We start from the raw sequence: 26270 nt of genomic DNA, 5'->3' as shown, positions 1-26270 counted from the left end.
GGTGTGGCGATGGAGACCGTAAAAATTGAGGTTCCCCGCGAACTGGAAAAGGAGGTTAAGAGGTACATAACCTCCCTGAGAAGGAAGAAAAAAATCATCAACGAGACTTTTGGGATCCTTAAGACTGAGAAGTCCGCCGTCGAGCTCAAGGTGGAGATTTATGAGGAGCTTTATGGTTGATTCCACCATCATAGTCGAACATTTAAAGGGCAACGAGGCCGCCAAGAGGATCATAGAGACCCTTGTGGAGTCAGAGGTGGATGCATACATCAACGGAACCGTGGCCTCGGAGGTCATTTTCATTTACCTGAAAATGAAAACGGGACGAAGCTATATCACTCTGAAGAGAAAACCGGATCTTGTGAAATCGCTCAACAAACAGCCAATCTACGATCTCCTTAGAATGTTCAAATTTGCCGAGACCAACGAGTTCATATTCTCCACGGCCGAGAGGCTGATAGACACTTATGGCCTACTTCCCAATGACTCAATAATTCTCGCCACTGCAATCTTTTACGGCTTTGACTACTTAATAACCTTCGATTCGGATTTCTTGAAAGCGGCCAGCCATGAAGGAATAAAAATCATTAGCTCAGAAAAAGAACTTGAACGTGCTCTGGAAGGCTAAACCGCCTTCCAGAACGGGTCCTTCTGGGCCTTCACCTTCGCCGTCATCTTGAGGGCCTTTATGTCGGTCTCGTCCAGCTCGTTCTTGAGCTGCTTGGCGAGGATTATGACATCGTTCTTGCTCAGGTCAACGTAGAGCGTCTCGCCGGGGTGTATGTGTCTGCCGACTATCGCGCCCTCGATGGCTATTGCCACTGCCTCGCCCTTCTTCGCCTCCTGGACGAAGTCGTTCTTGTTCTTGATAGACTTGATGACACCGACCTTCTCGCCGTTCTGCTTTATCAGTGTCACGCCGGGCCTTATCCTCCCCTCAATGACCTCAACGCCAACTATGGCCGGCTTGCTCCTCCTGAAGACGTAACGCTCGTCCGGATAAAGCCTGATGACCCCCGGGAAGGTGACGTTCTTGAGGAGCTCGCGCTTCCTCTTCTCCTCCTCCGCCTTGACCCACGCCTCGTAGTCTTCGATGAGCTTGTAGATGATGTTGCCCGTGAAGATGGGCACCCCCTTGGCCTTCGCAACTTCCTCGGCGTCTTCGTTGACTTTCACGTTGAAGCCGAGGACAACGCCGTACTTCTCTTCCTCCTCGCGAACGCTCAAAGCCTCCATGATGTCCGTCTTGCTGATGTTCCCGACGTCGGCCTTCCTTATTGGAATGTTCTTTTCTCCCAGCTCCTTGCTGAGTGCCTCAAGGCTTCCGAGGGTGTCTGCCTTGACTATCACACCGACCTTGCCGGTGCTTATGACAACGCTCTGTATCTGGTTCAGGATTTCCTGCTTGGCCTTCTCGACCTCCTCGTCGGAGCGGGCTGCTATGACCGGCGAGCCTGCGAGGGCCTCCTCAAGTCCCGGTGCGGCTATCTTTATACCTGCAGCGGCAACGACCTCATCAACCTGGTCGAAGCGGAACCTCGGGTCGCGTATCTCGTCGAGGGGCTTTGGCTTGAGAAGGGCGCGGATTTTGGTGACTATCGCCTTGTCCTTGCCGCCGACCACTATCGTGTCGTCCTTGTGGAGCGTTCCGTCGTAGATTATAACGTCTATCGTTGTCCCGAGGCCAAGTTCCTCCCTAACCTCAAGGATTGTGCCGCGCGCCGGGCCCTCGACCTCAATCTTGAGCTTCTCCTCCAGGTACTTCTGGCTGAGACCCGCGATAAGGACGAGCAGCTCGGGGACGCCTATGCCGTACTTGGCCGAAATCGGAACTATCGCCAGCTCGCGAGTGAAGTTCTGGACACGGTCAAAGCGGTTCGCCTGGAAGCCCATCTCGTAAAACTTGCCTATCAGCTCCCAGAGCTTGGTCTCAAGCTCCCCCTGGGCCCTCTGATCCTGCTTCTTGATGTTGACTAAGAACGGCTCGTCCTCCTCGACCTTCCAGCCCTTTATCCTGTCTATCTTGTTGGCGGCAACTATGAACGGCGTCCTGTTCCTCCTCAGTATCTCGATGCTCTCTATCGTCTGGGGCTGGAAGCCCTCGTTGATGTCCACAATGAGAACAGCCAAATCGGCCAGGCTTCCTCCCCTCGCGCGCAGGCTCGTGAATGCCTCATGGCCGGGGGTGTCTATGAAGAGCAGGCCGGGGAGCTTTATCTCGCCCTTCCAGAGCTTCATCAGAGGGCCGGCAAGCTGCTTTATGGTATCGATGGGAACCTCAGTCGCGCCTATGTGCTGGGTTATTCCGCCGGCTTCTTTGCCGGCAACATTTGTGCGCCTGATCCTATCAAGCAGGGTCGTCTTGCCGTGATCAACATGACCAAGAACCGCTATAATCGGTTGCCTAATCCTCTTCGTCATTGTCCTCACCTCTGAGCTTAACTCCGGCGGGGGCTTTTAAAGGGTTCGGCGGCGCAAAAATTAAAAACAGCCGTGGTAATTCTGTGCGGTGGTGCGATGATAGGGTTTGCGATCGGGACAGGGGTTGGGATGCTCCTCGCGTTCGTCTACGGCAGATTCAAGGGACGGGCGGGCGAGCTGGTGATGGCGGCGATGGCAATTCCGCTGTTCACCTACCTGACGGACTGGGTACTCTATGGGGGTTGGGAGATCCCCAATGGAGCCATCTTAGTTGTTTCAACACCCTTTGGTGAGTTTACCCCAAACGGACTTATGGGCCTCGAAACTTTCATGGCGACGCTCGTGGCGGTTCTTTACCTCTGGTTCCGCTCGAAGGAAAGCCTGGCAATAGACGAGATGACGGGGGCTTCACTTCTTATTTGGTATCTTTTAAGTATGGATATTGGATTATCCGCGAGCGTGAACTTTATGTTCTTTGTCCTCGGCTCGGCCCTGCTCGCGGTTCTCCTAGTGCTCTCAGACAGAAATCCTCTGCGCGCCCTTAAGGCGATTCCCTGCAGAGGAGAGCTCAAAGAATTGGTAAGTAAGAACGGTCTGGACTGCCTCACCGACGGGGAGAGCTACGCGATATACAAACTCGGGAAGGCCCTCGTGGTGGGCGGAAAGGTCATCGAGGAGTTCCCTCGCTGGAGGGAGCTGGTGGAATGTGTGCTGAGGGCCCCATCCGCAGGCACGAAGGATAAAGTTCTAGGCTACGGATTCATTTTCCTGCCTGCCATCGTGGGCGCCTCCCTAGGCCCCGGCGCGCTGACAGCGGCGGCGCTTTTCTCCCTGGCCTTCGTCTCAATGGTCATCTGGGGAAGCTACACCGTCAGAAGATCAAAGCAGAACACAGGTGAAGAGTGCAGGGAGGTCATGGAAGAATACGCGAAACTTTTCAAAAGGAAGGCTAAAGAAAAAGACAAGCGGGCTCTCGTGATCGACTAGCGCTCAAGGCAGTTCATGCTGTCAAGGTACTCCTTCTTTCCCTTTGCGTGGGTGTGGTAGAACCAGTCAGCAGCCTTGCAGTACTCAAATATCTCCTCGGGCTTGAAGTAGAGGTTTATCTCCCTCTCGGCACTCTCGGGGCTGTCGCTAGCGTGGACAACGTTGTAGATGGCATCGCCGACGTCGAGGCCGTAGTCACCGCGTATGCTCCCCGGTTCGGCGTCCTTAGGGTCGGTGGCACCGGCCATCTTCCTGACGACGCTTATGGCGTATCTGCCCTCAACCACCATTACAACGCTCGGTGCCTTGGTGATGTAGTCTATGAGCGGCTCGAAGAAGGGCTTACCCCTGTGCTCCTCGTAGTGCTTCTCGGCAAGCTCTCGGTCGATCCATATCATCTTCATACCGACGATTTTAAGCCCGCGCTTCTCAAAACGGCTTATTATTTCTCCCATTAATCCCCTGACAACTGCGTCGGGCTTGAGTATGACGAGTGTTCTTTCTATTTTCCTCTCGGCCATTGGCAACACCGAAGTTAGTTGACCGAGTAGTTAATAGGTTTTTTGGAAAGGCATCAACATACAAGAAACGCCGAAGTTAGAAACGGGAAGGAAAAGAAAGAAATCACTTTCTCTTAGCCCTCTGGAGCCTGGCCTCCTGGAAGGCCTTGGTCCACTTGAGCTTTCTGGGATTGCGTCCCATGAAGTAGTACTTCTCGCACTTGCCCGAGCAGAAGAACAGAACCCTGCCGTCGTTCCTGACGTACATCTTGCCCGTTCCCGGCTCGAACTCCTTTCCGCAGTAGGAGCAGACGTTCCACCTGGCCATCGCGATTACCTCCTAGCCCTGATCTCCCTGGCCTCACGCTCGGTCTCCCTGAGGATGACTATATCCCCGACGCGGACCGGGCCCTTGATGTTCCTCCTGATGACCCTGCCCTTGTCGCGGCCCTCAAGGACACGAACCTTGACCTGAGTAACGCCACCGGTGACGCCGGTTCTGGCAACGATCTCAATAACCTCAGCCGGGTATCCTTCGTCGCTCATTTCTCACACCCCTTAACCTAAAAATCCCTCGCACGGATGAACTTAAACCTTTCCGTGAGTGAAGGAAGGAAAAGGAGCTCACTTCATGAGCTCCCTAACCTTCATGGCAATGTCCTCAACGAGCTCGCGGCCCTTGCCGGGCTCAATTATGGCGACGCTCGCGGCCGGAACCTCGATTCCAGCGGCGGCGCCGAGCTCCTTCTTGCTCGGAACGTAAATGTACGGAATCTCCTTCTCCTCGCACAGCGGCGGGAGGTGGGCAACGATCTCTTCAGGGTCAACATCCTCAGCGATGACAACGAGCTTGGCCTGGCCCCTCTCAACGGCCTTGGTCGTCTCGTTGGTGCCCTTCCTTATCCTTCCGGTGTCGCGAGCGAGCTCAACAGCCTCAAGGGCCTTCTCGGCAAGCTCGGCCGGAACCTCAAACTTGACGTAGCTTGGCTTCGCCATCTTTCATCCCTCCGAAACCTCATCGTTCATCGAGTTTTGCGTGCTCAATTCCGGAGGAGGCTTTAAAAGGATTTCGATATCAGCAGCGGCCAAGCTCTTCATCCCCAAGAGGGTCAGAAAGAAAAGGAAACTCATCACCACAGGTTCTTTCACGCGGATTCCTTGCCGTAGCCCCGATATATCTCCAGGCTCCTCCTGGCTCTCGCGCGCGGTATCTGGTGCCCCATCAGAGCGACTATTCTATCGGCCTTCGCCTTTCCGTGGTGGAGCATCTTGGTTTCCGTCTTAATCTTCTCAACCCGGAATGTGTAGCCACCGACCTCAAGAACCTCGCCGACGACGAACTCTTCGTTCCTCGGCACCTTCACTTTGAATGCCTGGGTTACTCCCTTTGGCAGGTATATGGAGACCTTGATGACCTTCGGATAGGTCAGACTCTCGCCCCAGAGGGTTCTGACCTCACCTATTTCAGCCTTCTCCACACGTCTGTTCTCATCGAGCTCTATCCCAGTTATCCTGACCTCATCGTCTTCGGTTTCGACTATATCGCCAACCTTTATCTCCTCCCCCTCCGGCAGCTCGACGAAGGTTCTGAAACTCCTCTCGTGTTTGCTGACGATTAGGGGCACCCTGATGAGCTTTGGAAGGGTTACGTGCCAGACGTTGCCGCACTCATTGCAGCGGAGCGTCAGCTCCCTTCCCCTCTCCTTGATGACTTCAACGTCATCGCCACCGCACTCCGGACAGATAAAATACTCCTCCATGTCTCTCACCAGATGGAAGAAGAGGGGAGGCGTTTATAAAAGTATTCAAAAAGACAAATAGACTCGTCTTGTCTAAAACAAGTGAAAACAAAGAAAGACTCACCCAACTTTTATCATCCAAATCCAGCCAACACTGACCGTTTTTGAATCAAAGTACCAGTAATCTGGTATCGATGCCTCAAAGGTCACGTCGTACTGAACTTGAACTATTTTGTGCCAGTTTCCATCGTGCAATGCCACTTCATCAAAGCTGGCAACAGAACCAGCCATTGTTGAAAACGTATATTTGGCATTATCGGAATTCGGATCAAAGTAGAGATACCACTTAACAAGTTCTTGACTGGAATCTGATACAGGAACCATCTTGTATTTTGGTATTTCAACATTAAACGATACCCCAACTCCATATGCACCTAATTGTACCTGAATGCTCTTGTAGCCGTATTGTGTACTGCCAGGGGCTATCTCGCCAAGCTGTGGGTTCAATGATGGTTCCAAGTTCCAATACTGGGTTATAACCCCTTTCTTGGTTCTGTAACAGCAGTAATCAGGGTTCAGAGGATACAAAGAGTATCCCGGTTCACTTTTAAAGTAGGCACCATCACTAGATATTGCCCCGGATACCATGAAATACTCTCTAGATGGGTCAGGATCATTTTTAAGTGCTCGGTAGTGGACTTTTACGTAAACGTTTCCTGCCGGGGGGCTCAAAGTCTCGTCTTCTATTGGCCCAAAGTCATACCAATAAGGCTCAGAAGTTCCGGTAGGCATTATTATGTCCTTCTCTGTAATTGTTGTAGCTTTTGCTTCCATATTCTCAGGGATACCCACTTCTTTGAAGGTTCTGATATCATTTCCAAATTTCATGGGAGACTTGGCCCACATCTCAAGCTCTCGGTGAAGCTTGGCAATACCTCCAGAATAGTCCTTTGTAATCCTCTGGATTTTTATATTGACCCTTCCCTCGGGGGATACCTTTATGCTGTACCCTACAATTTTTGTCCCGGGCACATCTAGAGGAAGTGCATATACCTTATATCGTCCTGAGGTTGGCAGAGACTCAAGAGCTTTCTGTATTCTATTCTCAATATCCCTGGGAGTCAAAGGCCGTTCAGGACTTCCAAAGATAATGAATGCAGTATGGTTAGGAAGGACAACCTTTCTAAATTGTATCTCTTTGATTGTCGGAATATTATTGCCTTCCGGAATTCCGGAACGAGTACCCAGTGTTGGTGTACCGGAAACTAAAAAGAGACTACCGACCAAGACTCCAATCACGAACCAAACCATCCTCTGCCGCATTCGCCGCCCCCCAAAGGGTGATCAAACCTACCTAGTAACCGAAATATTTAAATTTTTCGCTTTGTAGTTACTAAGTACAAATTTTGGATATTGTCACATATATACGAGATTTAATAGTAAAATGATTTCCCAAGAAGCCACTGCCAGAGGGGGACGAATCTGATGGTTTTTCCCCAACCTGGTGAACGTCCTCGTAGTCCCAGGTTACAACGGTCAGTTTTTTACATCTCAATGACTCTGAGGCTCTTATGAGGGCTTTGAGTTCACGGCCCATCGTCGCGGAGTCATCAACATCGTAACTGACCTGTATAAGCTCAACAACATTAAACCCCTTCGAAACCACGAAATCAACCTCTACCCCCCATCGTCCCAGTAATGAACTTCAAGCCTTGGCTCAAAGTAGTGCTTCCTCCTCAGAAGCTCCACCGCAACTATGTTCTCTACTCTGTACCTCCTTGTCCTCAACACCAAAGGCACTCGCAAAGCCAGTATCTGCGAGGTATATCTTCGGAGTGCTCCTCAGCGACTCTACCTCGCTTGGGTAATACTTTCTTATCGGGATTACAAAACCCACATCCTCTAGGTAGGAGAAGTACTCCGAGGTCGTTGGTCGGCTCAGCTTTATGCCGGTAGAAGCAATAAGTGAGCTTTCTTATGGAGATTTTTCTGGCAAAGTTCCTCACAACAACCCTCATCAACCTCTTCATGGCCATCGTTTTCTCAACTCCGTACCTTTCAACTAGGTCGCGGTAAACTATGAGATCGAGGTATTCCTGAAGGGTTCTAATCTTTATCAGCTCAGAGGAATCCACTATCCCGGGAAAGCCTCCGTACCGAACGTACTCTTCCAAAAAACCTCTAAGCCTGCCCCTGCGTGCTTCTGTTAGTGGTTCGGAGTAATCAAAACCTTTGAAGAACAGGAACTCCCTGAACGATAGCGGAAACAGTCGAAAACTCAAACTTCTGCCTCTAAGAGATGTGGCTATTTCCTTGGAAAGAAGCTTCGACGAGGAGCCCGTTACAAATACCCTGGCCCGTTTTCTCTCAAGGAGCCTTCTGACGAACTTTTCCCATCCTTCAACTTCCTGAACCTCATCGAGGAACAGGTACATAACATCAGCGTCGAGATTCAGCTTGTAGTACAGCTCCACTATTTTGGAGAGGTCTCCCGCCTTCAATCCTTCCAGCCTCTCATCTTCGAAGTTGATGTAGAAAAGCCTTCTCATCGGCAGTCCCGACCGGAGGAGCTTCTGCATTGCATTGTACAGGAGGTGGGTTTTTCCTACCCGCCTACCTCCTCCAAGAGCATTTTAACCACATGGTAAACTTAACTTTTGATAACATAGACTTGGCCAGTTCTGCCTCACTCCCTCAGGAAAACCCTGTATGTCCTCCCTTCCTTCACGCGGGTTATCAGTCCTTTTTCCTCCATCTCGCGGAGGATTATACTGACTTTCGCCTTTGAAACGCCCAGCTTTTCGGCAAGCTCACTCTGAAGAACCGACCCTTCTCTCAGCATGGCGAGTATCTTCTCCTCGTCGCTCCTTAAATGGGTGAACTCCTCCTCGCGCTTCCGTTCGCGGTAAAGGATGTAGCCGTAAACGCTCCCGCCTCCAATGAGGAGACCGATAATGAAAACACCGACGTAGAGCCACGGTGAGGGTGGCTTTGGAACCGCTATCTCTCCGGAAAAGCCGACTATGAAGTAGAACTCGTCCCCCGGACGGATGTTGCTGCGCTTCCATTCGAGGAGAAGCCTGTCGGTTGAGCTCTCAACCCTGTCGGGCGAGGGGATTATCGGTGAGAGTATGGCGTAGCCCTTCGGGACGAGCAACTGCATGTGAAAGACCCCGACCGGCTGGCTGAACTTAACGTAGTACGTGAACTGCTGCTTCTCACCGTTCTCACTTATCATGCCGCGGGTTGTAAAGGCCAGATTTATCCGGGCGCTCTGGCCAGGCTTGATTGTGGGAAACGTCATATATACTGCATTGGTTCCCCCAAGGACTTGCCTGACGGTGACGTTAATTCTCTCCACAGTATTTCCCAGGTCCAGCACGGCGCTGGCATTCTCCACAGGGTAGTCTGTGTAGATAACGTACTGGGTAAGGTTGGTGTAGGATGTCACGTCTATCTCAATGGTTTCCTTGATGTTATCCGGGCTAACCACCTCAAAATACACCGCGTAGGCGTTTATCTCGTAGTCATATTCCTGGGCACCGACAAGCGGGAGGAAAAGGAGAGTCAGAATCAGGAATAACCCGATTACAGCTGACTTCCTTCCGAGGGATTTTTGATTTTTAGGAGCGGGCATACGTCCATACACTCCCTGCAGTGGGTGCACAGGTCGTAATCGACCACGATTTTCCTGCTCCTTGGGTCGATGCTGAGTGCGCCCTCCGGACACTTGCCGACGCAGACGCCACAGCCAACGCACTCATAGGCCCTCTTGACGAGGTAGTAAGCCTGCAGGGCCTCCCGAGAGTCGCTCGTATAGGCACCGTCTGGTTTAAATGTAACATCGCCCGCCCTTATGTAGTTTTCGCCTTCCTCGACCTCCCCCAGGATTGGAGCAACTTCCTTAATCCTTCTCAGGTTCACAACGGTGTTGAAGCGGGTCACGAAGCCGTCATCGGTCTCTTCGATGGAGTACCTCACCGGCTCCCAGGAACGGTCATCCCTAACCTCTATTCCCAGCTCCCTTGCTATGGCTTTCTCTCCCTTACTCAGCTTCTTCCACCGCCAGAAGCCGTAGGTTATCCACTCGTCGGGCATTCCAAAGCGCTTCTGCCAGACCTTAAGCTCCCCCTCCCACCTGGCCCACAGTTCGGGCTTCTCTTCCTTCAGTGTGTAAATTTCCGCCAGGGAGGAGCTCGGGCACAGGAAGCAGCCTATCCTGTCGAGCCTCTCTTCGTAGAGCGGGTTGTACTTGAGGTTCCTGCTGAAGATGTAGAGCCACACCTCAAGCGCGCGCCAGTGGAATATGGGCGATGCCCCGGTCTCGTTCGGCACCCAGGGGTTCTTCCATACCCTCGGCTGCTTGAAGCGTTTTATGCTCTCGTACTTCCTCTGGCCGACGAACATGAGCACTCCTTTGGGATAGTTCTCCTTTATCGCCATCGTTATGGGGCCGAGCTTCGTCACCTTACAGCACCAGCGATAATCGCGACCGGGCGGCGAGAAGACGTGGAGGGCGCGCCAGAAGGCATCCCCGGCATCGGCAACGATGAACTTAATACCCTTTGGCTCAAGCTCCTTCCTAAGCTCCTCGACGTATTCGAGAGTTTCCGGGAACTCTATGCCCGTGTTGTTGAAGAAGACGGTAAAATCCTCACCGAACTCCTCCAAAGCCAAGCCAAGAACGGCCAAGCTGTCCTTTCCTCCGGAGAATGCCACCGCAACCGGAAGGTCAGAGTAGCGGGTGGCGACCTTCCTCATGAAGCGCCTCGCTTCCTCTACTTTTTTCTCCAGCTCGATGGAGTTGGCCCTCAACACATCTTCCATCGTGGCCTTTCTGCCCTCGCGGTAGTTTACGCTCTTCTGCCGTCTGACCTTGACGCCGGTTCCGCGCTCCTTGTTGGTGAGCCCGGAATAGTCCTTCTTCGCTATGCCGGTCGCTACGACCTCACCGCTCTCGGAGACGAGGATTACGTCGTCGTTTCTCCTTATGCTCCCCTCAGCCTCGATTATGCCGACCGGCAGGAGGTTGGAGCCGTTGAGAATGGGCTCTATGGCGCCCTCATCGACGATTATCCACTTCATCATGGACCTCCCGAAGCGCTTCCAGAGGGCAATGGCACCCTCGACCTTTAAGCCCGGCTTCCACTTCAGCTCCAGCGGGTCGAAGCGTATCCAGCCGAAGACGTAGCCGTCGAGGATTATCTCGTAGGAGTCGTCCTCTCCAGGCGTTTTGTTGAGGAGGACGATTTTTCCCTCAAAGAGTTCACTCACGTCGACGCCGTAGTGCTCCCTGAAGACCGAGCGTATGAACTCGATGTCCTTCTCAAAGGCGAACCTTAAGTCGCCTGGAGGAGTGATGTTGAGGCGGAATACGCTCTCCTTTCCGTGAACGGCACAGCTATCTCCGATGAGCGGGACGTTGCACTTCTCACACCAGTAAACATGTGCTTTACCCAGGAAGACCGGCCTTCCCATTTTCTCTCACCGCGCTTAGAATGGAGCGGGGGTTTATAAATGCGATTGCTCGTGTAGTATCTCCCCAAAGTTTTTAAGCAGTTTAACTTCATGTCCCATGAGGACTCACTGGAGGCGATGGTAATGGCAGTATTCGCTGGTGCTGCGCTGGTGATACTGGGTGTTTTTCTTTTGATAATGCTCTTGCTGAGCGTAAAGGTTATCCGCCCGTACCAGAAGGGCCTCGTTGAGAGGCTCGGAAAGTTCAACAGGATTTTGGAGCCAGGGATACACTTCATAATCCCCTTCATGGAGCGCGTCAAGGTCGTGGACATGCGCGAGCACGTCGTCGATGTGCCGCCCCAAGAGGTCATCTGTAAGGACAACGTGGTCGTCACCGTCGATGCCGTCGTTTACTACCAGATACTCGACCCGGTGAAGGTCATCTACAACGTCAGCAACTTCCTCATGGCGATAATCAAGCTCGCGCAAACTAATTTGCGTGCCATAATAGGTGAGATGGAGCTCGACGAGACACTGAGCGGAAGGGACATAATCAACGCCAAGCTGAGAGAGGAGCTCGACAAGATAACCGACCGCTGGGGCGTCAAGATTACGCGCGTCGAGATACAGCGCATAGACCCGCCCAAGGACATTCAGGACGCGATGGCCAAGCAGATGACGGCCGAGCGTGAAAAGAGGGCAATGATACTCATCGCAGAAGGTAAGAAGGAGGCCGCCATTAAGGAAGCCGAAGGCCAGAAGCAAGCTGCCATACTCAAGGCAGAGGGCGAGAAGCAGAGGCAGATACTCGTTGCGGAGGGCCAGGCCGAGGCAATAAGGAAAGTCCTTGAGGCCCTTAAGCTGGCCGACGAGAAGTACCTGACCCTCCAGTACATCGAGAAGATGCCGGAGCTTGCAAAGTATGGCAACCTCATCGTGCCCTACGATACGGAGGCGTTAATCGGCCTGCTGAGGATACTCCAGAAGGTCAAGGAGACGCCACTACCGAGCCCTCCCAAGGGAGACAATCCAGGAAATAAGAGCGCATCGGCCAACCTCTCAGAAGACGAACTGAAAAAGCTTAAGAACCTGATGGAGTGAATTACTCCGGTGGTGGAGATGGATCCACTCCCCATTTCCCTTTTGATTCTCGGACTGCTCGTAATAGTCCTTGACATGATGGTGGCGGCATTTATAACCCCAATCGGGGTGGCAATGGTAGTCCTCGGCCTCCTGATGGGCTTTGGCGTGAACTTCACCGAGAGCTTTGTCCTGGCCCTCGTAGCTGCAGTTGTGGCTTACATCCTCGTCGGCAGGTACATAAAGAGGGACGTCCGGGATGCCGGAAAGGGCAAGTACACCTTCGAGCTTAAGGGCAAGCGTGGAAAGGTCGTCGAGATAGGCAGGGAGCACTACATAGTCGAGCTTGAGGGGGACAGGTGGATAGCCCTCAGCGAAAACGACGAAAAACTGAATATAGGGGAGACCGTCGAAGTCGTTGACGTTGACGGAGTTAAACTCATAGTGAAAAGGGTTCCGGAATAAAAACCGGAGTCAGCCGGGCAGGTATTCCCTGACCTCCTCCCACAGCTCCCCCAGCGTTTTCCCTATCCTTGTGAACAGGCCGTTTCTGTAAACCACTTCCCCGTTCACCATCACCAGCTCGACGTCACTGCCCCTCGTTGAGTAGACGATGTGGGAATACAGGTTCTCCCCCGGAAGGAACTGGGGCTTTCTTGCGTTTATCAGCACAAGGTCCGCGAGATAGCCAGGTTTTATCAGGCCCGCCTTCAGCTTCAAAGCCTTAGCCCCGCCGACTGTTGCCCAGCGGAAGACCTCTCTGGCACTGGCAACGTCAGTCCTTCTCCGCCAGACCTTGTTGAGAACCGCGGCAAAGCGCATCTCCTCAAAGGGATCCATCATTCCGACGGGGTTCGGGGAGTCGTTGCCGAGAGCTATGTTCGTGCCATTCTGGGCCAGCTCGATTATAGGGGCCATCCTGCCTTCGAGCTTCGCCATGCTCAGGGAGCAGTGGACGAGCGTGGCGCCACTTTTCGCGTAGAGGGGAACCTCTTTTTCACTCAGGTAGATGCCGTGAACACCGATCAGGTGATCGTCCAGGACACCGGCCCTTTCAAGGTACTCCACGGGCATTAGGCCATAGCGCCGCTTTACCGTCTCAACCTCCCCCATACTCTGGGATAGATGGACGTGAACTAGTGCGTTTCTCTCGCGGGCGAACTCCCCGATTTCACGCATCAGCTCAAGGGAAACCGTATTTGTGGCGTGGGGCGCCAGAGTCGGCTGGACAAGCTCATCCTTTCCGTCCCAGCGCCTGAAGAAGCGGAACCCTTCCTCGGGTTTGGCCAGTGGGAAGTCCACCGCGTCCATGACGGTCTGACCCACAAACGCCCTGATTCCAAGATCCCTTGCCGCCTCCGCTATCTCGTCCGCAAAGAAGTAGTGGTCGTTTATCGTCGTCGAGCCGTTTGCCAGGGCCTCCGCCATTCCGAGAAGGGCCCAGCGACGTATCTCCTCAGGAGTCCATTCAAGCTCCGCTGGCCAGATAACATCGTTCAGCCACTGCTCGATGGGAATGTCCTCGCCGAGTCCCCTGAACTTCGCCATCGCGACGTGGGTATGGGCGTTGACGAATCCCGGCAGAATCAGGTATCCCTTTCCCCCGTAGACCTCATCGATACCGTACTCACCGAGCCTGTCGACCGGAACGACGTCTCTGATTGCAGGCCCATCTATTACAACCGCAGAGTTCTCCCTAACGCCCTCCCAGTCCACGATGGTTCCGACAAGTGCCTTCATGTTCTCACCGCGAAAAATTGGTCGAGAAGTAAGTTAAAGCTTTGGGTTTACCTTTCCTCCATCCTGGCGGCTATCCACGCGAGGAGCAGGATAAACACGATCCCGCCCACAAAGGAGCCTCCGATGTAGATGAGCTTTTCTTTCAGAGAAATCCCTTTCTCGGAGGGCGTGACGGTTGTGTTGCTCTCGTTGCTGGGCACGGGCACTTTTATTATCTTCGTGACCACTTTCGGCTCACAGGTTGAGTTGGTGTTTTTCAATACTGAGGCGTTTCCGGGAGCCGGCGCTGGAGAGTTCTCCTCCACCGTTATGGTGGTGGAGTTGTAGAACACCCTCCCGTGGCTCTCAACCCCGGCTCTGATTTCATATTGACCGGGAACCAGCGGGATTGCGGTGATAGAGTACACACGGCTTTCGTTCGGGGCCAGTGTGTCCGTTTTCGTCAGCCACTTTCCATAGGCAGTGAAGTTCTCAGCTATTGAACCAAAACCGCTGGGAAGGGCAAGGGTGATAGTGAAAGAAAGCTCGGTGTTTCCGGTGTTTACCACGGTCACGTTTACGGGAATCCTTGAGCCAACGGTACCGTTCGGTGCCGACACCACGATGCGGTAGTTAATCTCGGCGGGGGCTACCTCTATCTCCCGTCTCTCGGAGCTGAAGCTTACCTGTTCTGCGCCGTAGCAGGAAAGGGCGTAAGGAGCGTGGCCGACAACCACCACACTGCCGAGGGCCAGGTTCCCCGCTTTCTCAGGAAGTATCCTGAGGGGAACTTCAACCGTCTTGCCCCTCGGAAGCTCCTCCAGATATCTCGGGTAATCGTTTAAGATGCGGAACCCGTTCGAGAGGTCGATGTTCAGCTCGACGTACCTTAGATCGCTCGGTCCCTCGTTCTTTATTATGACCTCCGCGTCGAATGGGGTAAACTGCGTGGCGTTGTTCGGAGCAATGAATGAAACGTTGAGGAGTGCCACATCGGTTACCTTTGGCAGTCTGGCCTCGTCTATGAACGCAACCACGTGGAGTTCTATAGCCCCGTCACGCTTTCTGAAGGCCGTCGCTCCCAGGAGAAGGCCGCCGTAGTAGAGTCCCGATGAGAAATTGCCCACGGATATAAAGCCCGACTTGATGACCCTGCCACAGGGATTCATTATCGAGATGTAGGCACCGTCGTTGAACACCTTGTCTATCCTGAGAATGTAGGGACCTAGCTTTTCCGTTTTCCCCTCTCTAAACCATCCATCAAAGGAAGGCAGGACCCTAACACGGATGTAGGCGCCCTTCAACCTTATGGGGGCTTTGAGGTACTCCGAGCCTACCAGTTCACCGACGTTTATAACCAGACTCCCCGTGTCTATCGTATCTCCAGGTTCGGCTAGATACTGCCTGCCGTTGACACGGAGGTCAATTATCTCCGTCAGCTGGCCGTTCTGAGAGGAGACCGTGTAGTTGTAGAACACAACGTTCCACTCACCGACCGATACGTTCTGACCCCTTCTCAGATATCCGTCGAAGAGAATCGGCATCGGCGTCAGCGATATCCTTAGGTTGTCAAAGGAGACCTCCTTCCCGGAGGGACAGTTAATCTCCTTCGAGGTGTTCCCGCGGGTTATCTGCAAAATCCCCCCATTCTCGCTCACGGACTTTAGGAGCAGTTCGTATTCACCCGCGATGAGCCTCTTGCCCTCCAGGAGGTATGGAAACTCGTAGGTTGTGTTCAGGTACGTGGCCTCGGGCGTGTATATGACGTCGTAAAGGGCGAACGAATAGTCATCCCACATGATACGGTCGCCGATGGGAACAACACGCATGCCCACGCCGCTAGGATACGCCAGCACCGAGCCATCCTTGAGTGATATGTCCTTGACTAAAACCTCGCCGCTCTCCGGCCCCATTTTGAGCGGAAAAGCCAGCCACCCACTTATTGATGAACTGGCCGCGGCCCCGGGTAGCAGAATGAGGGTCAGGACAAGAACAAGCAGTTTCCTCATGGCATCACCCCCAGGGTGCCTATCAAAACCGCCGAGAGGGAGGAAAAGGTCATCATCTTCCCCATTACAGCGGTTCCTATGTACTGGCCAAGCGCTGCCAGCCACACGAGGACAACAAAGTAGTAGACAGTAATCCCGATATGGCCCCCGTCCGCAAACTTTATAGAGAGCGCGGAGAGGAGGCAGTGGGTTATCAGTATCACAATCAGGATGTAGTTCGTTATCTCAAGACCGCTCTTGGAGGGAACGAATATTATGTTCTGGAGGAAGTCCCCCTGAATGGTCAAGTTCGAAAAGAGCTGGTTCATGTAAACCGCAACCTGAAAGGCCGCCGCGACGGAGAATGCAAAGGCACCAGTTATTCCATAAATAACCCCCCTGAAGCTGGCAACTGTCTGTGCACGCTTTCTCCTGAGCCTTATCAGACGCTCAAAGTTCCTTGAGATGACCATTCCAACGTAGTCCGGCTCGGCACCGAGTTTTATGCTCTTGTTGAATATCTCCGAAAAGATACCTATCAGCCAGCTTCCGGTGTCTATCGTAAAGTAGCGCCAGGACTTGCTGTTGTCTATCCTCATGGACACCCTGCGGTAGAGGTTCCGTATATCCCTTGTGAGGACTCCGAAGTCGTGGGAGCTGAGATACTTGAGCACGAGAGGGAGCGCAGCGCCGCTCGCGGCCAGAGACGAGCTGAGGCTCCTCATGAATGCCGGAAAGTTCTCGTCCTTTACCAGAATGGCCTTTTCCTCCTTCTCCAGAACCTTGCCAAGGTACATGAATGGAGAGAGTATTATGGCCACCTGGATGAGGGGAGGAATGTTGAATCTCGGCCGTATAACGAGAACAACAACGATAGCCGCGACGGCACTTCCTGCGAAGGATATCAAGGCAGCTTTAATGAACCGGGCCTTCCTCTCGGAGGTCATGGCGTAGTCGGCCCATATCTTGTCCTCAGGCATCCTGTACTTTATGACGAGCATTATTCCAATCTCAGTGGCAAGAACGAGCACGAACATGAAGGCGCTCAGGCTGACGATGTCCTGGCCGGTCAGTATCGGGCCGATGATTATGAAAGTCACCATAAAGACAACAGAGATTATCAGGGAGGAGTACACCTCCTTAAAGACGTCCAGGTCGTAGAGGGTTCCCTCGTAGAAGGTCTCGTAGTCGTCCATAACTGTTTTCTGCTCCTGAAGGAGATAGTCCCTGAGCTCAACACCGCTGTCGAGGGAATATGCAAGCCTGTCCAGAAAGTCCGCGAAGACCTTGCTGGGTGTCCTCCTGGCCAGAAACCTCAGGGCCTCAGGCATCCCCCTGTGGAGCTTTGCGATGAGGTAGTACACCTTCTTCATGTCGCTGGCTATAGGTTCGAGTATCTTTTCCGTGGCGAGGTTCCAGACCAGCTCGCTCCTGCTGACGTCGCTCGTAGAGAGAACCGCGAAGTACGTGGCAAAGTACGGGATCTTCGAGTTTATCTGCACCCTCTTGTTGCTTATCTTGGCATACGGATATCCCACAGCGTATATCAGGGGCAGGAGTGGAATCGCGTACAGAGCAAAGGTTATCACGTTTGAGAGGGTAACAAAACTCTTGAGCACTAAGACCGCGGCGAAGAGTGCCATGGCACCAACCAGGCTGGGCAGGAGCACTTTCCTGAAGTACTCATGCATCGTGATGCCGGACTGCGCCAGCACTCCAGCCTTCTCTCCCGGCATTCCACCACCTCACAGCCTGAAGCTCAGTCCCTCGATTCCCTTCTCGTAGAACGCCTTGATTTCGCGGTGCACGGCGTGGTAGTCCGTTATCCCTAGCTCCGCCATCCTCTTGATTATCCGCGCCCTCAGGAAGAGCTCGTTGTATATCTCCTTGGGATCCTCATAGCCTGCAACTTCGGCTATCTTCCTCTCCAGGATGTACGAGTTGTTCATCCCACGGAAGATGTGCCTGTCCGTTACTGAATCCCACTCGAAGACGTTCCTCGTTGCAACGCCACCGAGCTCCTCATAGTAGCCCTCAATCTCAACAACGCTCAGAACCCTCCTCAGGAACCTGCCGCGGACGTAAACGGCCTGCTGGAAGAGGGCTATATTGAGGTTGTCGATAAAAGTGACGGGGATGTTTATGGGGGCACCCGTGAATCGCTGTATCATCTTTCTTATATCGCCGGCGTGAAACGTTGCCATAACAGGATGTCCCGTCTGCATGGCCTGGAAGGCTATGGCACCCTCTGCTCCACGGATCTCACCGACGACGATGTAGTTTGGTCTTGAACGCAGGGCCGCTTTGAGTAGGTCGAAGAGCGTAACCCTGCTCTCTTCCGGGCCGCGCTCCCTTGTGGTGAGCCTCTGCCAGTTCTTGTGGGGCACTACAACCTCCGGCGTGTCCTCCGCGGTGTATATCTTGGCGTCAGGTTTGATGAAAGGGATTATCGAGTTGAGCGTTGTGGTCTTTCCGCTCGCCGTCTCACCGCAGACGAATATACTCATGCCGTATTCAAGGGCCAGCCAGAGGTAGGCAGCCACCTCCGCGGAGAAGGTGTTCCACTTGACGAGCTGAACGACGCTGAGAGGTGTCGCCGAGAACTTACGGATGGTTGCGCTCGGACCCTGGATGCTAACGTCGGGCGAATAGATGATGTTGATACGCGAGCCGTCCGGCAGGGTTCCGTCAACGATGGGGTTTTTGTCGCTGACCGGCCTTCCCATCCTCTCACTGAGGTTTTTGAAGTAGTCGGCCAATCGGAGGTTGTCGCCAAAGGTTATGTTGGTCTCCATCGCATCGAAGATCTTGTGGATGAGCGAGACGTAGTTAGCGCCTATTATGTGGATGTCCTCTATGTAGGGGTCGCGCATGAGAGGTTCGAGGGGCCCAATGCCAACGATATCCCTCTTCAGGAGATAGCGGAACTTTGCAACCTCTTCCGCGGTGAACGAGACCCTCTTGCGGCTGAACAGTCCTCTGCCAATCTTCCCAAGCGCCTCGTCCATGAGGTCATCCAGAAAGCGCTCGAACTCTTCACTGTCCTCTGGGATTCTCTTCTCCGGTGCGAGCTCCAGTATCTTGTCCTTAAGGATGTCGTACTTCTTCTCTTCCTCCGGACCGGTTATCCTCGGCTCTACAACTATGTACCTCCTCTCGGTGTTTATATCGCCGTAGATGTGGATAAATATAGGATCCCCTACCGGATAGATTATGTTTGGATACTTTATGTCCTTCATCTCCCTGCTGAGCTGGGGATAGAATTCTGGAAACTTGCCCGTCTTTTTGACGAACCGGTCTATGTACGTTCTCAAATGAGGATTCCGGGCCATTGCAGCTTCGATGCTGTCGCTGACGTTCTTCCCAACGGGCATGTCACACCACCGCGGCGATCTCGACTATGAATCCAACCCTCGGCTCAACCCTGAAGGGTATTATCTTCTGGAAGATCCCCATCGCGTTGTTGTACTTCACTATGGTGGCCGAGTTCTTCAGGTCTCCCCCAAAGACCTTCACACTGAGCCTGATGAGAAGGCTCGACGCCTCCTCCAGGATTTTCAGGAACTCCGGGTCTATGTCGGAGGGGTTTACGGTCATTATAGTGACCTTCCCGAGGGAGCTCAGCCTCTTAAGGTGCAGTGAGAACGCCCGTATCTCCTCCATGTCCAGCTCCGGGGGAAGAAGCGCCGAGAGGGAATCGATAATCATGACATCGCTCTTCCACAGTCTGGGCTCGCCGACAAACCTTGAGAGGAACTTTCTCCTGTCGGAGACCCCGACAAGCAGGGGGTAGAGGGAGACGAACATTAGTCGTCTTTTTATCAGCTCCTGAATTATGCTGTAACCGAGGGACTCCATCTGGTTTATGAATTCGGGGGTGGTGTACTGACTGGAAACGTAGGTCGCCGTGTGGTCGTTCTTCAAAAGGCCGTAGAGAAGCCTCTGGGAGAATATAGACTTACCCGTCCCCCTGTCCCCCTCTATCAGGACTATGCTCCCCGCCGGGATTCCCCCGCCAAGGCGCCTGTGAAGCTCATCGTGGGGTATCTGGATCTTAAGGAGGCTCCCCATGGTCATCACCCCACTTCAAACACGAGGGATTTTCTCTTTCCTGTCTCTATGACAACGGTGATCTTATGATAGCCGGGCGATGATATGAACGCGGTAGGGACGTAGATTTTACCGATATCGTAGGGTGCGAGCACCCCGGTTGGGTCGAAAGTCAGGTTGGCAGGGGGGATTATCGCACCGTCTATCATTACAATAACGGAGTTGGGGTCAAAGGAGAAGGAGTCCTTACCGACGTTGCGGACGTAGAAGATGTACGAGGAACCAGAAACGGGTATGTTCTCGGGATCGTTAATTATCTCAAAATTAGTTCGCAGACTGGTCGCCACGTCCTGGCCCTTCACAAGAATTCCGCTCGAGATATCCTGAGTGACCACGTACAGACCCCCGGCTACCATGCCCGCTACCAGTAGTGACACGATGAACAGCACAAGCTCCGAGACCACTGAACTCGCCATCGTTACCCCTCCACAGGGCAGTACCAGGCACTGCTAACCACCTGCGGGGATCCGTTGGTCGTGTTTCCGACCCACTTCCATTTTATCTTCAGCCCACAGCCAACTTCAGTGCTCACCACGAGGGAATACGTTATCGTGGGGTCCGTCTGGAGGTTCTGAACCGTTACGGCCGTCCACTCCCCCGGAAGGAGGTATTCCCTGCCGGGGGCCACGACCGAGGTGGTGGTCACAATACCATCGAAGATGTACGTCCACCTCACCGGCGAGAGGGTGCTCCCCCGGTTCGTGATGTTGAACGTGATGTCATAGAACCCGGTTCCAACCGTGTAGTTGTAGCCTGTGAGTTCGAGCTCGGATGTCTTTGTCCTGAGCACCATCCGGTTGTAGTCATCGGTCGCTTCATGAACCATCGAGTACGCGTTCTCGCTGGATACGTAGAGCATTCCGAAGGAAACCAGCATCGCTATGAGCAGCACTGCAAAGGCCGCCGGTACACTGACCCCCATGGGAATCCCCTAAACGCCGTACACGTCTTCCAGCACCCTTCCGATTACCCTCATTTCCCTCTCTATCGCGTCCAGCACTTCCCGGGTTATCCTGACACCCCTGAGCCTCTCGATGAAGAGCAGCGAAACCAGGTGATCCTGTATCGTGAGCTTCTCGTCCGGCCTCCAGTCCGGCTCTCTGTGGTGGGGTCTTATGCCCTCCGCGTATCTGAGCAGAGTGTTCAGCACATCCTCTGATATCCAACCGATCTGGTAGTAGAACTCAAGCACCTCTTCGAGGTTCTGCATCCCCACCCTGTCTATGAGGAAGCCCAGCCACTTCAGTGCCATCATTGTTGAGACCATGTCGTTGGGAATGTGTTCGAGCCTTGCCTTGGTGCGCGGTGGACTTACAAGGACATCCTTAAGCTCGGGAGGTATTTCAAATCCTCTGGTAAGCTCAAACTCCTTCTCCATGGGCTCTACCTCCGCTGGGTTTTGGGAAGGAGGCTCGGGGGATTGCGTCTCTTCAGCCACAGGGTTTTCACTGGCGAGGGACCCCTCACTGAAACCGCCGGCACTCCCGGCCCCCATGATTTCACCGAACTCCACAGCCTGGGCCCCTCCAGCTGGCTGGCTCTGTGCCTCACCCCACATGGGCTGATTAGCCTGCCGGGAAAGGTTCATCAGGTGATTGCGTATCTCCTCCAGATACCTGCCTATCTCATCTACACGGCTATCGAGTCTGGAGAGCTTCTCAATCTGGCCAGCATATGTACGGAGTACCCTGTCAACTATCCTGTCTACCTGCTCGGGGGTCAGGATGTCCCTCTTCTTCATGAGACGGTCTTTGAGGTCGTCAATCAGGAAGTTCGGAACCTTTCCCCTAAGGCGCCTAAGCCTTTCATCAATCTCAGTTTCGGTAATCATGCCCCTCCCTCCGACATGGCTTCGTATATCAGGTCATCGAGATCCATACCATCGATCACAAGGAGCCTCAGATCGGACTTTATTTGAGCAATTTCGGCCTTCAACCTCTCAATCTCCTCACTCAACTCCTGAATCTCGCCAAGGAGAGGATTAGCAGAATCAACATCCTTAAACGGGTTGATCTGCTGCGAAACTATCTCGTAGAGGACCATAACGTCCTTAATCACCTTATCCAGACGGTCTATCTCCTCGCGGAGCTCGTTAATCTGGGCTTTGAGGGTGTCAATACTAACCTTTATCCTGGGGATGTCGTTCTCGATCTCGTTTACCCTGGTCATCACCTGGGTCAGAAGCTCCTCTTCCTCCTTAGTCCTCTGGGGAGTTTCCTCCACAGCTTCCTCCAGCTCATCAAGCTTAATTATCTCCCTGTTGTCCTCGGACTTGTCCTCCCCCTCCTTTTTCTTCTTGAACTTGTTTTTCAGGTACGAAAACGACATTCCAACCACCCGCGAGGAGAGTTATGGAAAAAGGAAAGATGGTAGAGGCTTCACTTGAGGTCGACGATCTTGTCGGTGGTGCTGAGACCGTAGGCAGTCGGGGTGATGACCTTGGTGAAGCCCGGAGCGCCGAATTCCGGAACGACCCTGATGGTTATCGGGGTCCTCGGCTCAACACCGCCGAAGACAGCGGTGAGGTTGATGGTGAGCAGGGCTATGTCGCCGGTGGTGAGGGTCGGAATGTTCCCGTTGAGGGAGTTGTCGGCATCCTGGACAATGAGGATTCCAAAGTGGGTCCCATCAACCTTGGTGCTGTTCCAGGCGGCAGAGGTTGTGTCAAACATATCGCCACTTATAGGGGCCTTGGCGTTTCCATAGGAGAGAACGACCTGCTTCTGGCCGTTGTCAAGATAGATCTTAGTCTGGTTGAGGTCAATCGGAGTGCTTCCCGCGTTAAGGGAAACCTGGATCGTCATCAGGGTCATGTTGTTCGCGCTCGGAGCGTAGCCGGTCACCGCATCGATCTTTATGCCCGTTGAAACCTCCTGGGTGGTCTGCCTGCCCGTGGCTTCAGCCCTCTGCTGGAGGTAGCCGCTGGTGTTGATGAGAACTGCAGCAGCCACTGCAGCCACTAGAACCATGGCTATGAACACTATCAGGGTACCGATACCGACGGCACCCCTCTTTTTCCTCAGCAACTTCATATCCTGGCACCTCCATTAGGGATTCTGCAATATATCTTAGTGATCTTTGAATATAAATCGATTTTTTGTTGGTAATTATGTAGAAACTGGTGTACCTACATATGTAGGTTGATACTACTGCGAATAATTAAAGATATGTTGGGAAAATATCCAGCATGCTCTTGAAGGGTGTGAAGACAGGATGTCACACCAGACGCGTGACCAACAGAACAGACTTTCCGAGGGTGTCGACCTTTACATCGTAGGGGCTCTCCTCCACCGCGTGGATAACCTCTGCAGAGCTCGGGAAGCGAACGAATTCCCTCGTGAGGCTCTCAAAAAACTCCATGGCCGCTATCAACGGGTAATTGTCCCTGAACGGCTCTACTATGGCGAGCCTCCCTCCCGGGTTCAGGGTGCCAATGGCCCTTTTAACCGCTGCACCCGGATTCTCCAGGTACTCAAGGACGAAGCTCATCACAACGGCGTCGTAAGTATTCTTGACCACGAGCTTTCTTATGTCCATCTCCCTCAGGAGCACCCAGTCCATCCGGGCGTTTCTGACGCGGGCCTGTGCGATGCTCAGGAGCCCCGGCGAGAAATCGACTCCAACGTACTTCCCGTTGGGCCCCACAGCCTCCCCAAGCTCCACGGGGGAAACAGAGCCGCAGCCGAGGTCAAGGACCCTCACCCCATCTTCAAGGCCGAGCAGGTCTACGAGAAGCTGTCGGTATGTCCTGTTGAGCTCCATCAGCAGACGCATGTCCCAGAAGTCGGCCCCCTTGTCGAAGTCCATGAGTATCTTCGGGTGCTCAGCCGAGATAAATGCATAATCCGCCATTTTGTAAAGCTCCTCGACTATTTGAACCCAGTCCGAGAGGAGTTTTCCAGCGTCTTCCGCGCTTAGGTTGAACTCGTAAGAGAAGCCAGGCGTCCTAAGGAGGCCATCGGACTCCTCCACAAAGCCAAGGGAGACGTAGGTATCTATAAGCCTTCCAAGATACGTCTTGTTGGAGACCGGGATCACAGACAGCAATTCTTCACGGGGCACTCCCCCAGCGAGCCTGCGGAATATGCCGTACTTCAACCCGAGCCTGAGGAGATGTCCAAGGGATAAGTCGACAATAGCCTCAAGGTTCCTGTCGAGTATCTCCGCCAGTGGGTTCATTGCCGTCACCTCATGTGTACCTCGAATAGTATGAGTGATAGGACTTCAGGAGCTTAACGACCTGCTTTCCGTACTCGGTGAGCCGGTAGTACTTGAAGCCCTTCTCGGTAACAACCTCCACTAGGCCAAGGCTCACGAGGGAGCTGTGGCCGTTGTACCTGTTTCCAAGACCGATAAGAGCACCCTTCACATTTGAGGGGTCTGATTTGACCACCCGCGCGATTTCAGAGAGGTAGGTGGGGGTGGGATATATCTCGTCAAGATAGAAAAGTATCCGCTTCCTCAGTTCGCTGCGGTTGATAGAGCGGATTACAAAGGGATCAATGAACATTTGAACATCCCCCCACCACTACCCCGCAATAATTGGAGACTCTCCAATTCTCACCAAGAATATGTTGAGCACAATACTATATAAGTGTTACTCTTTGTGAACTAATATGCCCTTTCAACTTATCAAAATGTAATTATTATCCCAGTAAATATTCCATTGTTGAAGGTTTATCCAGTTTGGATAAAAATTATCCAAGGATTGGATTACCCCCAACTCCTTCGAGGGTGCCCAACACTGGGTATTGTCATATTTTGGTGAGGTTCCCGCACTCCATGATAAAATGACAATCAAGGAGACAAAGGATTTAAATTAGGATTTTCAAACCTACACCCATGCCGTTGATGATAGTGGTCAAACACAGAATTGGGGCATTTCCGCTCTGGATAAATTGACGCTTTTCTTAGCCCAATCGCTACCGTTATAAAGCCCCCTTCAAAGCCTCTGGAGGTGGTAATGATGATTGATAAGGTTTACTGCGCCGACGTTCGGCCCGATATGGAAGGTAAGCGTATTAAACTCGCAGGATGGGTTTACAGGAAGAGAGAAGTTGGAAAGAAGGTGTTCATAGTCCTCCGTGACTCAAGCGGAATCGTTCAGACGATATTCAAGAAGGAGCTGAGCGAAGAAGCCTACGCCGAAGCAAAGAAGGTCGGGATAGAGTCCAGCATCATCGTGGAGGGCACCGTTAAGGCCGACCCTCGCGCCCCCACCGGGGTTGAGATTCAGGCGGATAAGATAGAGGTCATCCAGAACGTTGACTTCTTCCCGATAACGAAGGACGCGAGCGACGAGTTCCTGCTGGATGTCAGGCATCTCCACCTGCACTCCCCGAAGGTCGCCAGCATAATGAAGGTCAAGGCGACGATGATGCAGGCCGCTCGCGAGTGGCTCCTCCAGGACGGCTGGTGCGAGGTCTTCCCGCCGATACTCGTCACCGGAGCGGTTGAGGGCGGAGCAACCCTTTTTAAGCTCAAATACTTCGACAGGACGGCCTACCTGAGCCAGTCGGCACAGCTCTACCTTGAGGCGGCAATCTTCGGCCTTGAGAAGGTCTGGTCGCTCACGCCGAGCTTTAGAGCTGAAAAGAGCAGGACGAGGAGACACCTCACCGAGTTCTGGCACCTTGAGCTTGAAGCTGCCTGGATGGACCTATGGGACATTATGAAGGTCGAGGAGGAGCTGGTAAGCTACATGGTGCAGAGAACGCTGGAGCTCAGGAAGGGCGACATTGAGACCTTCAGGAAGGACTTAACGACGCTCAAGAACGCGGTTCCGCCCTTCCCGAGGATAAGCTACGACGAGGCGATAGACATCCTCCAGAGCAAGGGCGTCGAGATAGAGTGGGGAGAGGACATGGGAGCCGACGAGGAGAGGATTTTAACCCAGGAGTTCGAGGCCCCGTTCTTCGTCTACGGCTATCCGAAGCACATCAAGGCCTTCTACATGAAGGAGGATCCAAAGGATCCGAGGAAAGTCTTAGCGGCCGACATGCTCGCGCCGGAAGGATACGGTGAGGTCATCGGTGGTTCGCAGCGTGAGGACGACTACGATAAGCTCGTGCAGAGAATTCTCGATGAGGGCATGGACCCCAAGGACTACGAGTGGTACCTTGACCTCAGAAAGTACGGCAGCGTTCCGCACAGCGGCTTCGGCCTCGGTTTAGAAAGGCTCGTCGCATGGGTGCTGAAGCTCGACCACGTGAGATGGGCAACGCTCTTCCCAAGGACGCCGAGCAGGCTGTATCCGTGAGCCTGCT

Annotated in this window: 27 protein-coding genes and 2 pseudogenes; 6 read left to right on the top strand and 23 right to left on the bottom strand. The window is 53.3% G+C overall.

The features are described from left to right. The first annotated feature begins 9 nt into the window (after positions 1–9). The gene (locus NUS69_RS01355) at positions 10–180 is read left to right on the top strand and encodes a hypothetical protein (protein ID WP_258084087.1); all 171 of its coding nucleotides are present in this window, start codon (positions 10–12) and stop codon (positions 178–180) included. Continuing rightward, positions 161–628: a type II toxin-antitoxin system VapC family toxin gene (locus NUS69_RS01350; protein ID WP_258084086.1), complete on the top strand. Its 468-nt coding sequence runs from the start codon at positions 161–163 to the stop codon at positions 626–628. Before NUS69_RS01355 ends, NUS69_RS01350 begins: the two co-directional genes overlap by 20 nt. Here NUS69_RS01350 and infB read toward each other — a convergent pair. Then, positions 625–2430, bottom strand: coding sequence for a translation initiation factor IF-2 (infB, locus tag NUS69_RS01345; RefSeq protein ID WP_258084085.1), 1806 nt, complete (start codon positions 2428–2430; stop codon positions 625–627). The genes NUS69_RS01350 and infB overlap by 4 nt on opposite strands. Before the next feature lie 87 nt (positions 2431–2517). Between infB and NUS69_RS01340 the strand changes: the two genes are divergently transcribed. Then, a complete protein-coding gene (locus NUS69_RS01340) occupies positions 2518–3408 on the top strand; it encodes a hypothetical protein (protein ID WP_258084084.1) in 891 nt (296 codons plus the stop codon). Here NUS69_RS01340 and ndk read toward each other — a convergent pair. The 10 genes and pseudogenes from ndk to NUS69_RS01295 all read right to left on the bottom strand — a co-directional run bounded on the left by ndk (position 3405) and on the right by NUS69_RS01295 (position 11125). Next, positions 3405–3929, bottom strand: a complete 525-nt coding sequence (ndk, locus tag NUS69_RS01335; RefSeq protein ID WP_258084867.1) for a nucleoside-diphosphate kinase — start codon at positions 3927–3929, stop codon at positions 3405–3407. The two genes, NUS69_RS01340 and ndk, sit on opposite strands and share 4 nt — an antisense overlap. Positions 3930–4032: 103 nt before the next feature. After that, complete coding sequence (locus NUS69_RS01330; RefSeq protein WP_258084083.1) at positions 4033–4236, bottom strand: 50S ribosomal protein L24e; 204 nt, start codon at positions 4234–4236, stop codon at positions 4033–4035. A 5-nt stretch (positions 4237–4241) separates the two neighbouring features. Next, positions 4242–4454, bottom strand: a complete 213-nt coding sequence (locus NUS69_RS01325; protein ID WP_055429497.1) for a 30S ribosomal protein S28e — start codon at positions 4452–4454, stop codon at positions 4242–4244. 78 nt (positions 4455–4532) lie between these two features. Continuing rightward, a complete protein-coding gene (rpl7ae, locus tag NUS69_RS01320) occupies positions 4533–4904 on the bottom strand; it encodes a 50S ribosomal protein L7Ae (RefSeq protein ID WP_055429498.1) in 372 nt (123 codons plus the stop codon). Positions 4905–5053: 149 nt separating this feature from the next. After that, positions 5054–5668, bottom strand: a complete 615-nt coding sequence (locus tag NUS69_RS01315; RefSeq protein ID WP_258084866.1) for an HVO_0476 family zinc finger protein — start codon at positions 5666–5668, stop codon at positions 5054–5056. A 99-nt stretch (positions 5669–5767) separates the two neighbouring features. Then, the gene (locus NUS69_RS01310) at positions 5768–6970 is read right to left on the bottom strand and encodes a hypothetical protein (protein WP_258084082.1); all 1203 of its coding nucleotides are present in this window, start codon (positions 6968–6970) and stop codon (positions 5768–5770) included. 469 nt (positions 6971–7439) lie between these two features. After that, positions 7440–7544: pseudogene (locus NUS69_RS11715) on the bottom strand (hypothetical protein); the annotation flags it as partial. A 403-nt stretch (positions 7545–7947) separates the two neighbouring features. After that, positions 7948–8226: pseudogene (locus tag NUS69_RS11710) on the bottom strand (ATP-binding protein); the annotation flags it as partial. A gap of 107 nt (positions 8227–8333) precedes the next feature. After that, positions 8334–9284, bottom strand: coding sequence for a helix-turn-helix transcriptional regulator (locus NUS69_RS01300; RefSeq protein WP_258084080.1), 951 nt, complete (start codon positions 9282–9284; stop codon positions 8334–8336). Then, complete coding sequence (locus tag NUS69_RS01295; protein ID WP_258084079.1) at positions 9236–11125, bottom strand: phosphoadenosine phosphosulfate reductase domain-containing protein; 1890 nt, start codon at positions 11123–11125, stop codon at positions 9236–9238. The genes NUS69_RS01300 and NUS69_RS01295 overlap by 49 nt, the downstream gene beginning before the upstream one ends. A gap of 123 nt (positions 11126–11248) precedes the next feature. Between NUS69_RS01295 and NUS69_RS01290 the strand changes: the two genes are divergently transcribed. Both NUS69_RS01290 and NUS69_RS01285 read left to right on the top strand, forming a co-directional pair. Continuing rightward, the gene (locus NUS69_RS01290; RefSeq protein ID WP_258084865.1) at positions 11249–12208 is read left to right on the top strand and encodes an SPFH domain-containing protein; all 960 of its coding nucleotides are present in this window, start codon (positions 11249–11251) and stop codon (positions 12206–12208) included. Positions 12209–12226: 18 nt separating this feature from the next. Further along, positions 12227–12652, top strand: a complete 426-nt coding sequence (locus tag NUS69_RS01285) for an NfeD family protein (RefSeq protein ID WP_258084864.1) — start codon at positions 12227–12229, stop codon at positions 12650–12652. Positions 12653–12661: 9 nt separating this feature from the next. Here NUS69_RS01285 and NUS69_RS01280 read toward each other — a convergent pair whose 3' ends face one another. From NUS69_RS01280 to NUS69_RS01225, 12 genes are all read right to left on the bottom strand, one after another. Continuing rightward, positions 12662–13927: an amidohydrolase family protein gene (locus tag NUS69_RS01280; RefSeq protein WP_258084078.1), complete on the bottom strand. Its 1266-nt coding sequence runs from the start codon at positions 13925–13927 to the stop codon at positions 12662–12664. Positions 13928–13974: 47 nt separating this feature from the next. Next, a complete protein-coding gene (locus tag NUS69_RS01275) occupies positions 13975–15915 on the bottom strand; it encodes a COG1361 family protein (protein WP_258084077.1) in 1941 nt (646 codons plus the stop codon). Then, complete coding sequence (flaJ, locus tag NUS69_RS01270; protein ID WP_258084076.1) at positions 15912–17630, bottom strand: archaellar assembly protein FlaJ; 1719 nt, start codon at positions 17628–17630, stop codon at positions 15912–15914. Before flaJ ends, NUS69_RS01275 begins: the two co-directional genes overlap by 4 nt. Positions 17631–17639: 9 nt before the next feature. Continuing rightward, positions 17640–19268 carry a type II/IV secretion system ATPase subunit gene (locus NUS69_RS01265; protein ID WP_258084075.1) on the bottom strand — a complete coding sequence of 543 codons (1629 nt, stop codon included), beginning with the start codon at positions 19266–19268 and terminating at the stop codon, positions 17640–17642. Position 19269: 1 nt separating this feature from the next. After that, entirely contained in the window at positions 19270–19965 is a 696-nt protein-coding gene (locus tag NUS69_RS01260; RefSeq protein WP_258084074.1) for an ATPase domain-containing protein, read from the bottom strand. A gap of 5 nt (positions 19966–19970) precedes the next feature. After that, complete coding sequence (locus NUS69_RS01255) at positions 19971–20420, bottom strand: flagellar protein G (protein WP_258084073.1); 450 nt, start codon at positions 20418–20420, stop codon at positions 19971–19973. Between the two features lie 2 nt (positions 20421–20422). Then, complete coding sequence (locus NUS69_RS01250; protein WP_258084072.1) at positions 20423–20926, bottom strand: hypothetical protein; 504 nt, start codon at positions 20924–20926, stop codon at positions 20423–20425. A gap of 9 nt (positions 20927–20935) precedes the next feature. Beyond that, the gene (locus NUS69_RS01245; protein WP_258084071.1) at positions 20936–21835 is read right to left on the bottom strand and encodes a FlaD/FlaE family flagellar protein; all 900 of its coding nucleotides are present in this window, start codon (positions 21833–21835) and stop codon (positions 20936–20938) included. Further along, positions 21832–22332: a flagella accessory protein C gene (locus NUS69_RS01240; protein ID WP_258084070.1), complete on the bottom strand. Its 501-nt coding sequence runs from the start codon at positions 22330–22332 to the stop codon at positions 21832–21834. Before NUS69_RS01240 ends, NUS69_RS01245 begins: the two co-directional genes overlap by 4 nt. A 50-nt stretch (positions 22333–22382) precedes the next feature. After that, positions 22383–23036 (bottom strand): flagellin, encoded by a 654-nt coding sequence (locus tag NUS69_RS01235; RefSeq protein ID WP_258084069.1) that lies wholly within the window; start codon positions 23034–23036, stop codon positions 22383–22385. 184 nt (positions 23037–23220) lie between these two features. Continuing rightward, positions 23221–24183, bottom strand: coding sequence for a class I SAM-dependent methyltransferase (locus NUS69_RS01230; RefSeq protein ID WP_258084068.1), 963 nt, complete (start codon positions 24181–24183; stop codon positions 23221–23223). Positions 24184–24193: 10 nt separating this feature from the next. After that, a complete protein-coding gene (locus tag NUS69_RS01225; protein ID WP_088180656.1) occupies positions 24194–24514 on the bottom strand; it encodes a helix-turn-helix domain-containing protein in 321 nt (106 codons plus the stop codon). Positions 24515–24970: 456 nt separating this feature from the next. On the opposite strand from NUS69_RS01225, the gene asnS reads away from it, so the two are divergent. Then, positions 24971–26263, top strand: coding sequence for an asparagine--tRNA ligase (gene asnS, locus NUS69_RS01220; RefSeq protein ID WP_258084863.1), 1293 nt, complete (start codon positions 24971–24973; stop codon positions 26261–26263). The last annotated feature ends 7 nt before the right edge of the window (positions 26264–26270 follow it).

The sequence above is a fragment of the Thermococcus thermotolerans genome, from assembly GCF_024707485.1.
GTDB lineage: Archaea > Methanobacteriota_B > Thermococci > Thermococcales > Thermococcaceae > Thermococcus > Thermococcus thermotolerans.
Note: the sequence above shows the minus strand (reverse complement) of the source record. Positions and strands in the feature narration are given on the sequence as shown.

Bases quoted from the DNA above. Each gene is read 5' to 3' on its own strand.
- NUS69_RS01350 (WP_258084086.1), top strand. From the start codon at position 161: ATGAGGAGCTTTATGGTTGATTCCACCATCATAGTCGAACATTTAAAG.
- NUS69_RS01230 (WP_258084068.1), bottom strand. From the start codon at position 24,183: ATGAACCCACTGGCGGAGATACTCGACAGGAACCTTGAGGCTATTGTC.
- NUS69_RS01275 (WP_258084077.1), bottom strand. From the start codon at position 15,915: ATGAGGAAACTGCTTGTTCTTGTCCTGACCCTCATTCTGCTACCCGGG.
- NUS69_RS01255 (WP_258084073.1), bottom strand. From the start codon at position 20,420: ATGGCGAGTTCAGTGGTCTCGGAGCTTGTGCTGTTCATCGTGTCACTA.
- NUS69_RS01355 (WP_258084087.1), top strand. From the start codon at position 10: ATGGAGACCGTAAAAATTGAGGTTCCCCGCGAACTGGAAAAGGAGGTT.
- NUS69_RS01325 (WP_055429497.1), bottom strand. From the start codon at position 4,454: ATGAGCGACGAAGGATACCCGGCTGAGGTTATTGAGATCGTTGCCAGA.
- NUS69_RS01330 (WP_258084083.1), bottom strand. From the start codon at position 4,236: ATGGCCAGGTGGAACGTCTGCTCCTACTGCGGAAAGGAGTTCGAGCCG.
- ndk (WP_258084867.1), bottom strand. From the start codon at position 3,929: ATGGCCGAGAGGAAAATAGAAAGAACACTCGTCATACTCAAGCCCGAC.
- NUS69_RS01300 (WP_258084080.1), bottom strand. From the start codon at position 9,284: ATGCCCGCTCCTAAAAATCAAAAATCCCTCGGAAGGAAGTCAGCTGTA.
- NUS69_RS01235 (WP_258084069.1), bottom strand. From the start codon at position 23,036: ATGAAGTTGCTGAGGAAAAAGAGGGGTGCCGTCGGTATCGGTACCCTG.
- NUS69_RS01260 (WP_258084074.1), bottom strand. From the start codon at position 19,965: ATGGGGAGCCTCCTTAAGATCCAGATACCCCACGATGAGCTTCACAGG.
- NUS69_RS01265 (WP_258084075.1), bottom strand. From the start codon at position 19,268: ATGCCCGTTGGGAAGAACGTCAGCGACAGCATCGAAGCTGCAATGGCC.
- NUS69_RS01225 (WP_088180656.1), bottom strand. From the start codon at position 24,514: ATGTTCATTGATCCCTTTGTAATCCGCTCTATCAACCGCAGCGAACTG.
- NUS69_RS01250 (WP_258084072.1), bottom strand. From the start codon at position 20,926: ATGGGGGTCAGTGTACCGGCGGCCTTTGCAGTGCTGCTCATAGCGATG.
- NUS69_RS01310 (WP_258084082.1), bottom strand. From the start codon at position 6,970: ATGCGGCAGAGGATGGTTTGGTTCGTGATTGGAGTCTTGGTCGGTAGT.
- NUS69_RS01280 (WP_258084078.1), bottom strand. From the start codon at position 13,927: ATGAAGGCACTTGTCGGAACCATCGTGGACTGGGAGGGCGTTAGGGAG.
- NUS69_RS01285 (WP_258084864.1), top strand. From the start codon at position 12,227: ATGGATCCACTCCCCATTTCCCTTTTGATTCTCGGACTGCTCGTAATA.
- rpl7ae (WP_055429498.1), bottom strand. From the start codon at position 4,904: ATGGCGAAGCCAAGCTACGTCAAGTTTGAGGTTCCGGCCGAGCTTGCC.
- flaJ (WP_258084076.1), bottom strand. From the start codon at position 17,630: ATGCCGGGAGAGAAGGCTGGAGTGCTGGCGCAGTCCGGCATCACGATG.
- asnS (WP_258084863.1), top strand. From the start codon at position 24,971: ATGATTGATAAGGTTTACTGCGCCGACGTTCGGCCCGATATGGAAGGT.
- NUS69_RS01295 (WP_258084079.1), bottom strand. From the start codon at position 11,125: ATGGGAAGGCCGGTCTTCCTGGGTAAAGCACATGTTTACTGGTGTGAG.
- NUS69_RS01245 (WP_258084071.1), bottom strand. From the start codon at position 21,835: ATGATTACCGAAACTGAGATTGATGAAAGGCTTAGGCGCCTTAGGGGA.
- NUS69_RS01240 (WP_258084070.1), bottom strand. From the start codon at position 22,332: ATGTCGTTTTCGTACCTGAAAAACAAGTTCAAGAAGAAAAAGGAGGGG.
- NUS69_RS01290 (WP_258084865.1), top strand. From the start codon at position 11,249: ATGGCAGTATTCGCTGGTGCTGCGCTGGTGATACTGGGTGTTTTTCTT.
- NUS69_RS01340 (WP_258084084.1), top strand. From the start codon at position 2,518: ATGATAGGGTTTGCGATCGGGACAGGGGTTGGGATGCTCCTCGCGTTC.
- NUS69_RS01315 (WP_258084866.1), bottom strand. From the start codon at position 5,668: ATGGAGGAGTATTTTATCTGTCCGGAGTGCGGTGGCGATGACGTTGAA.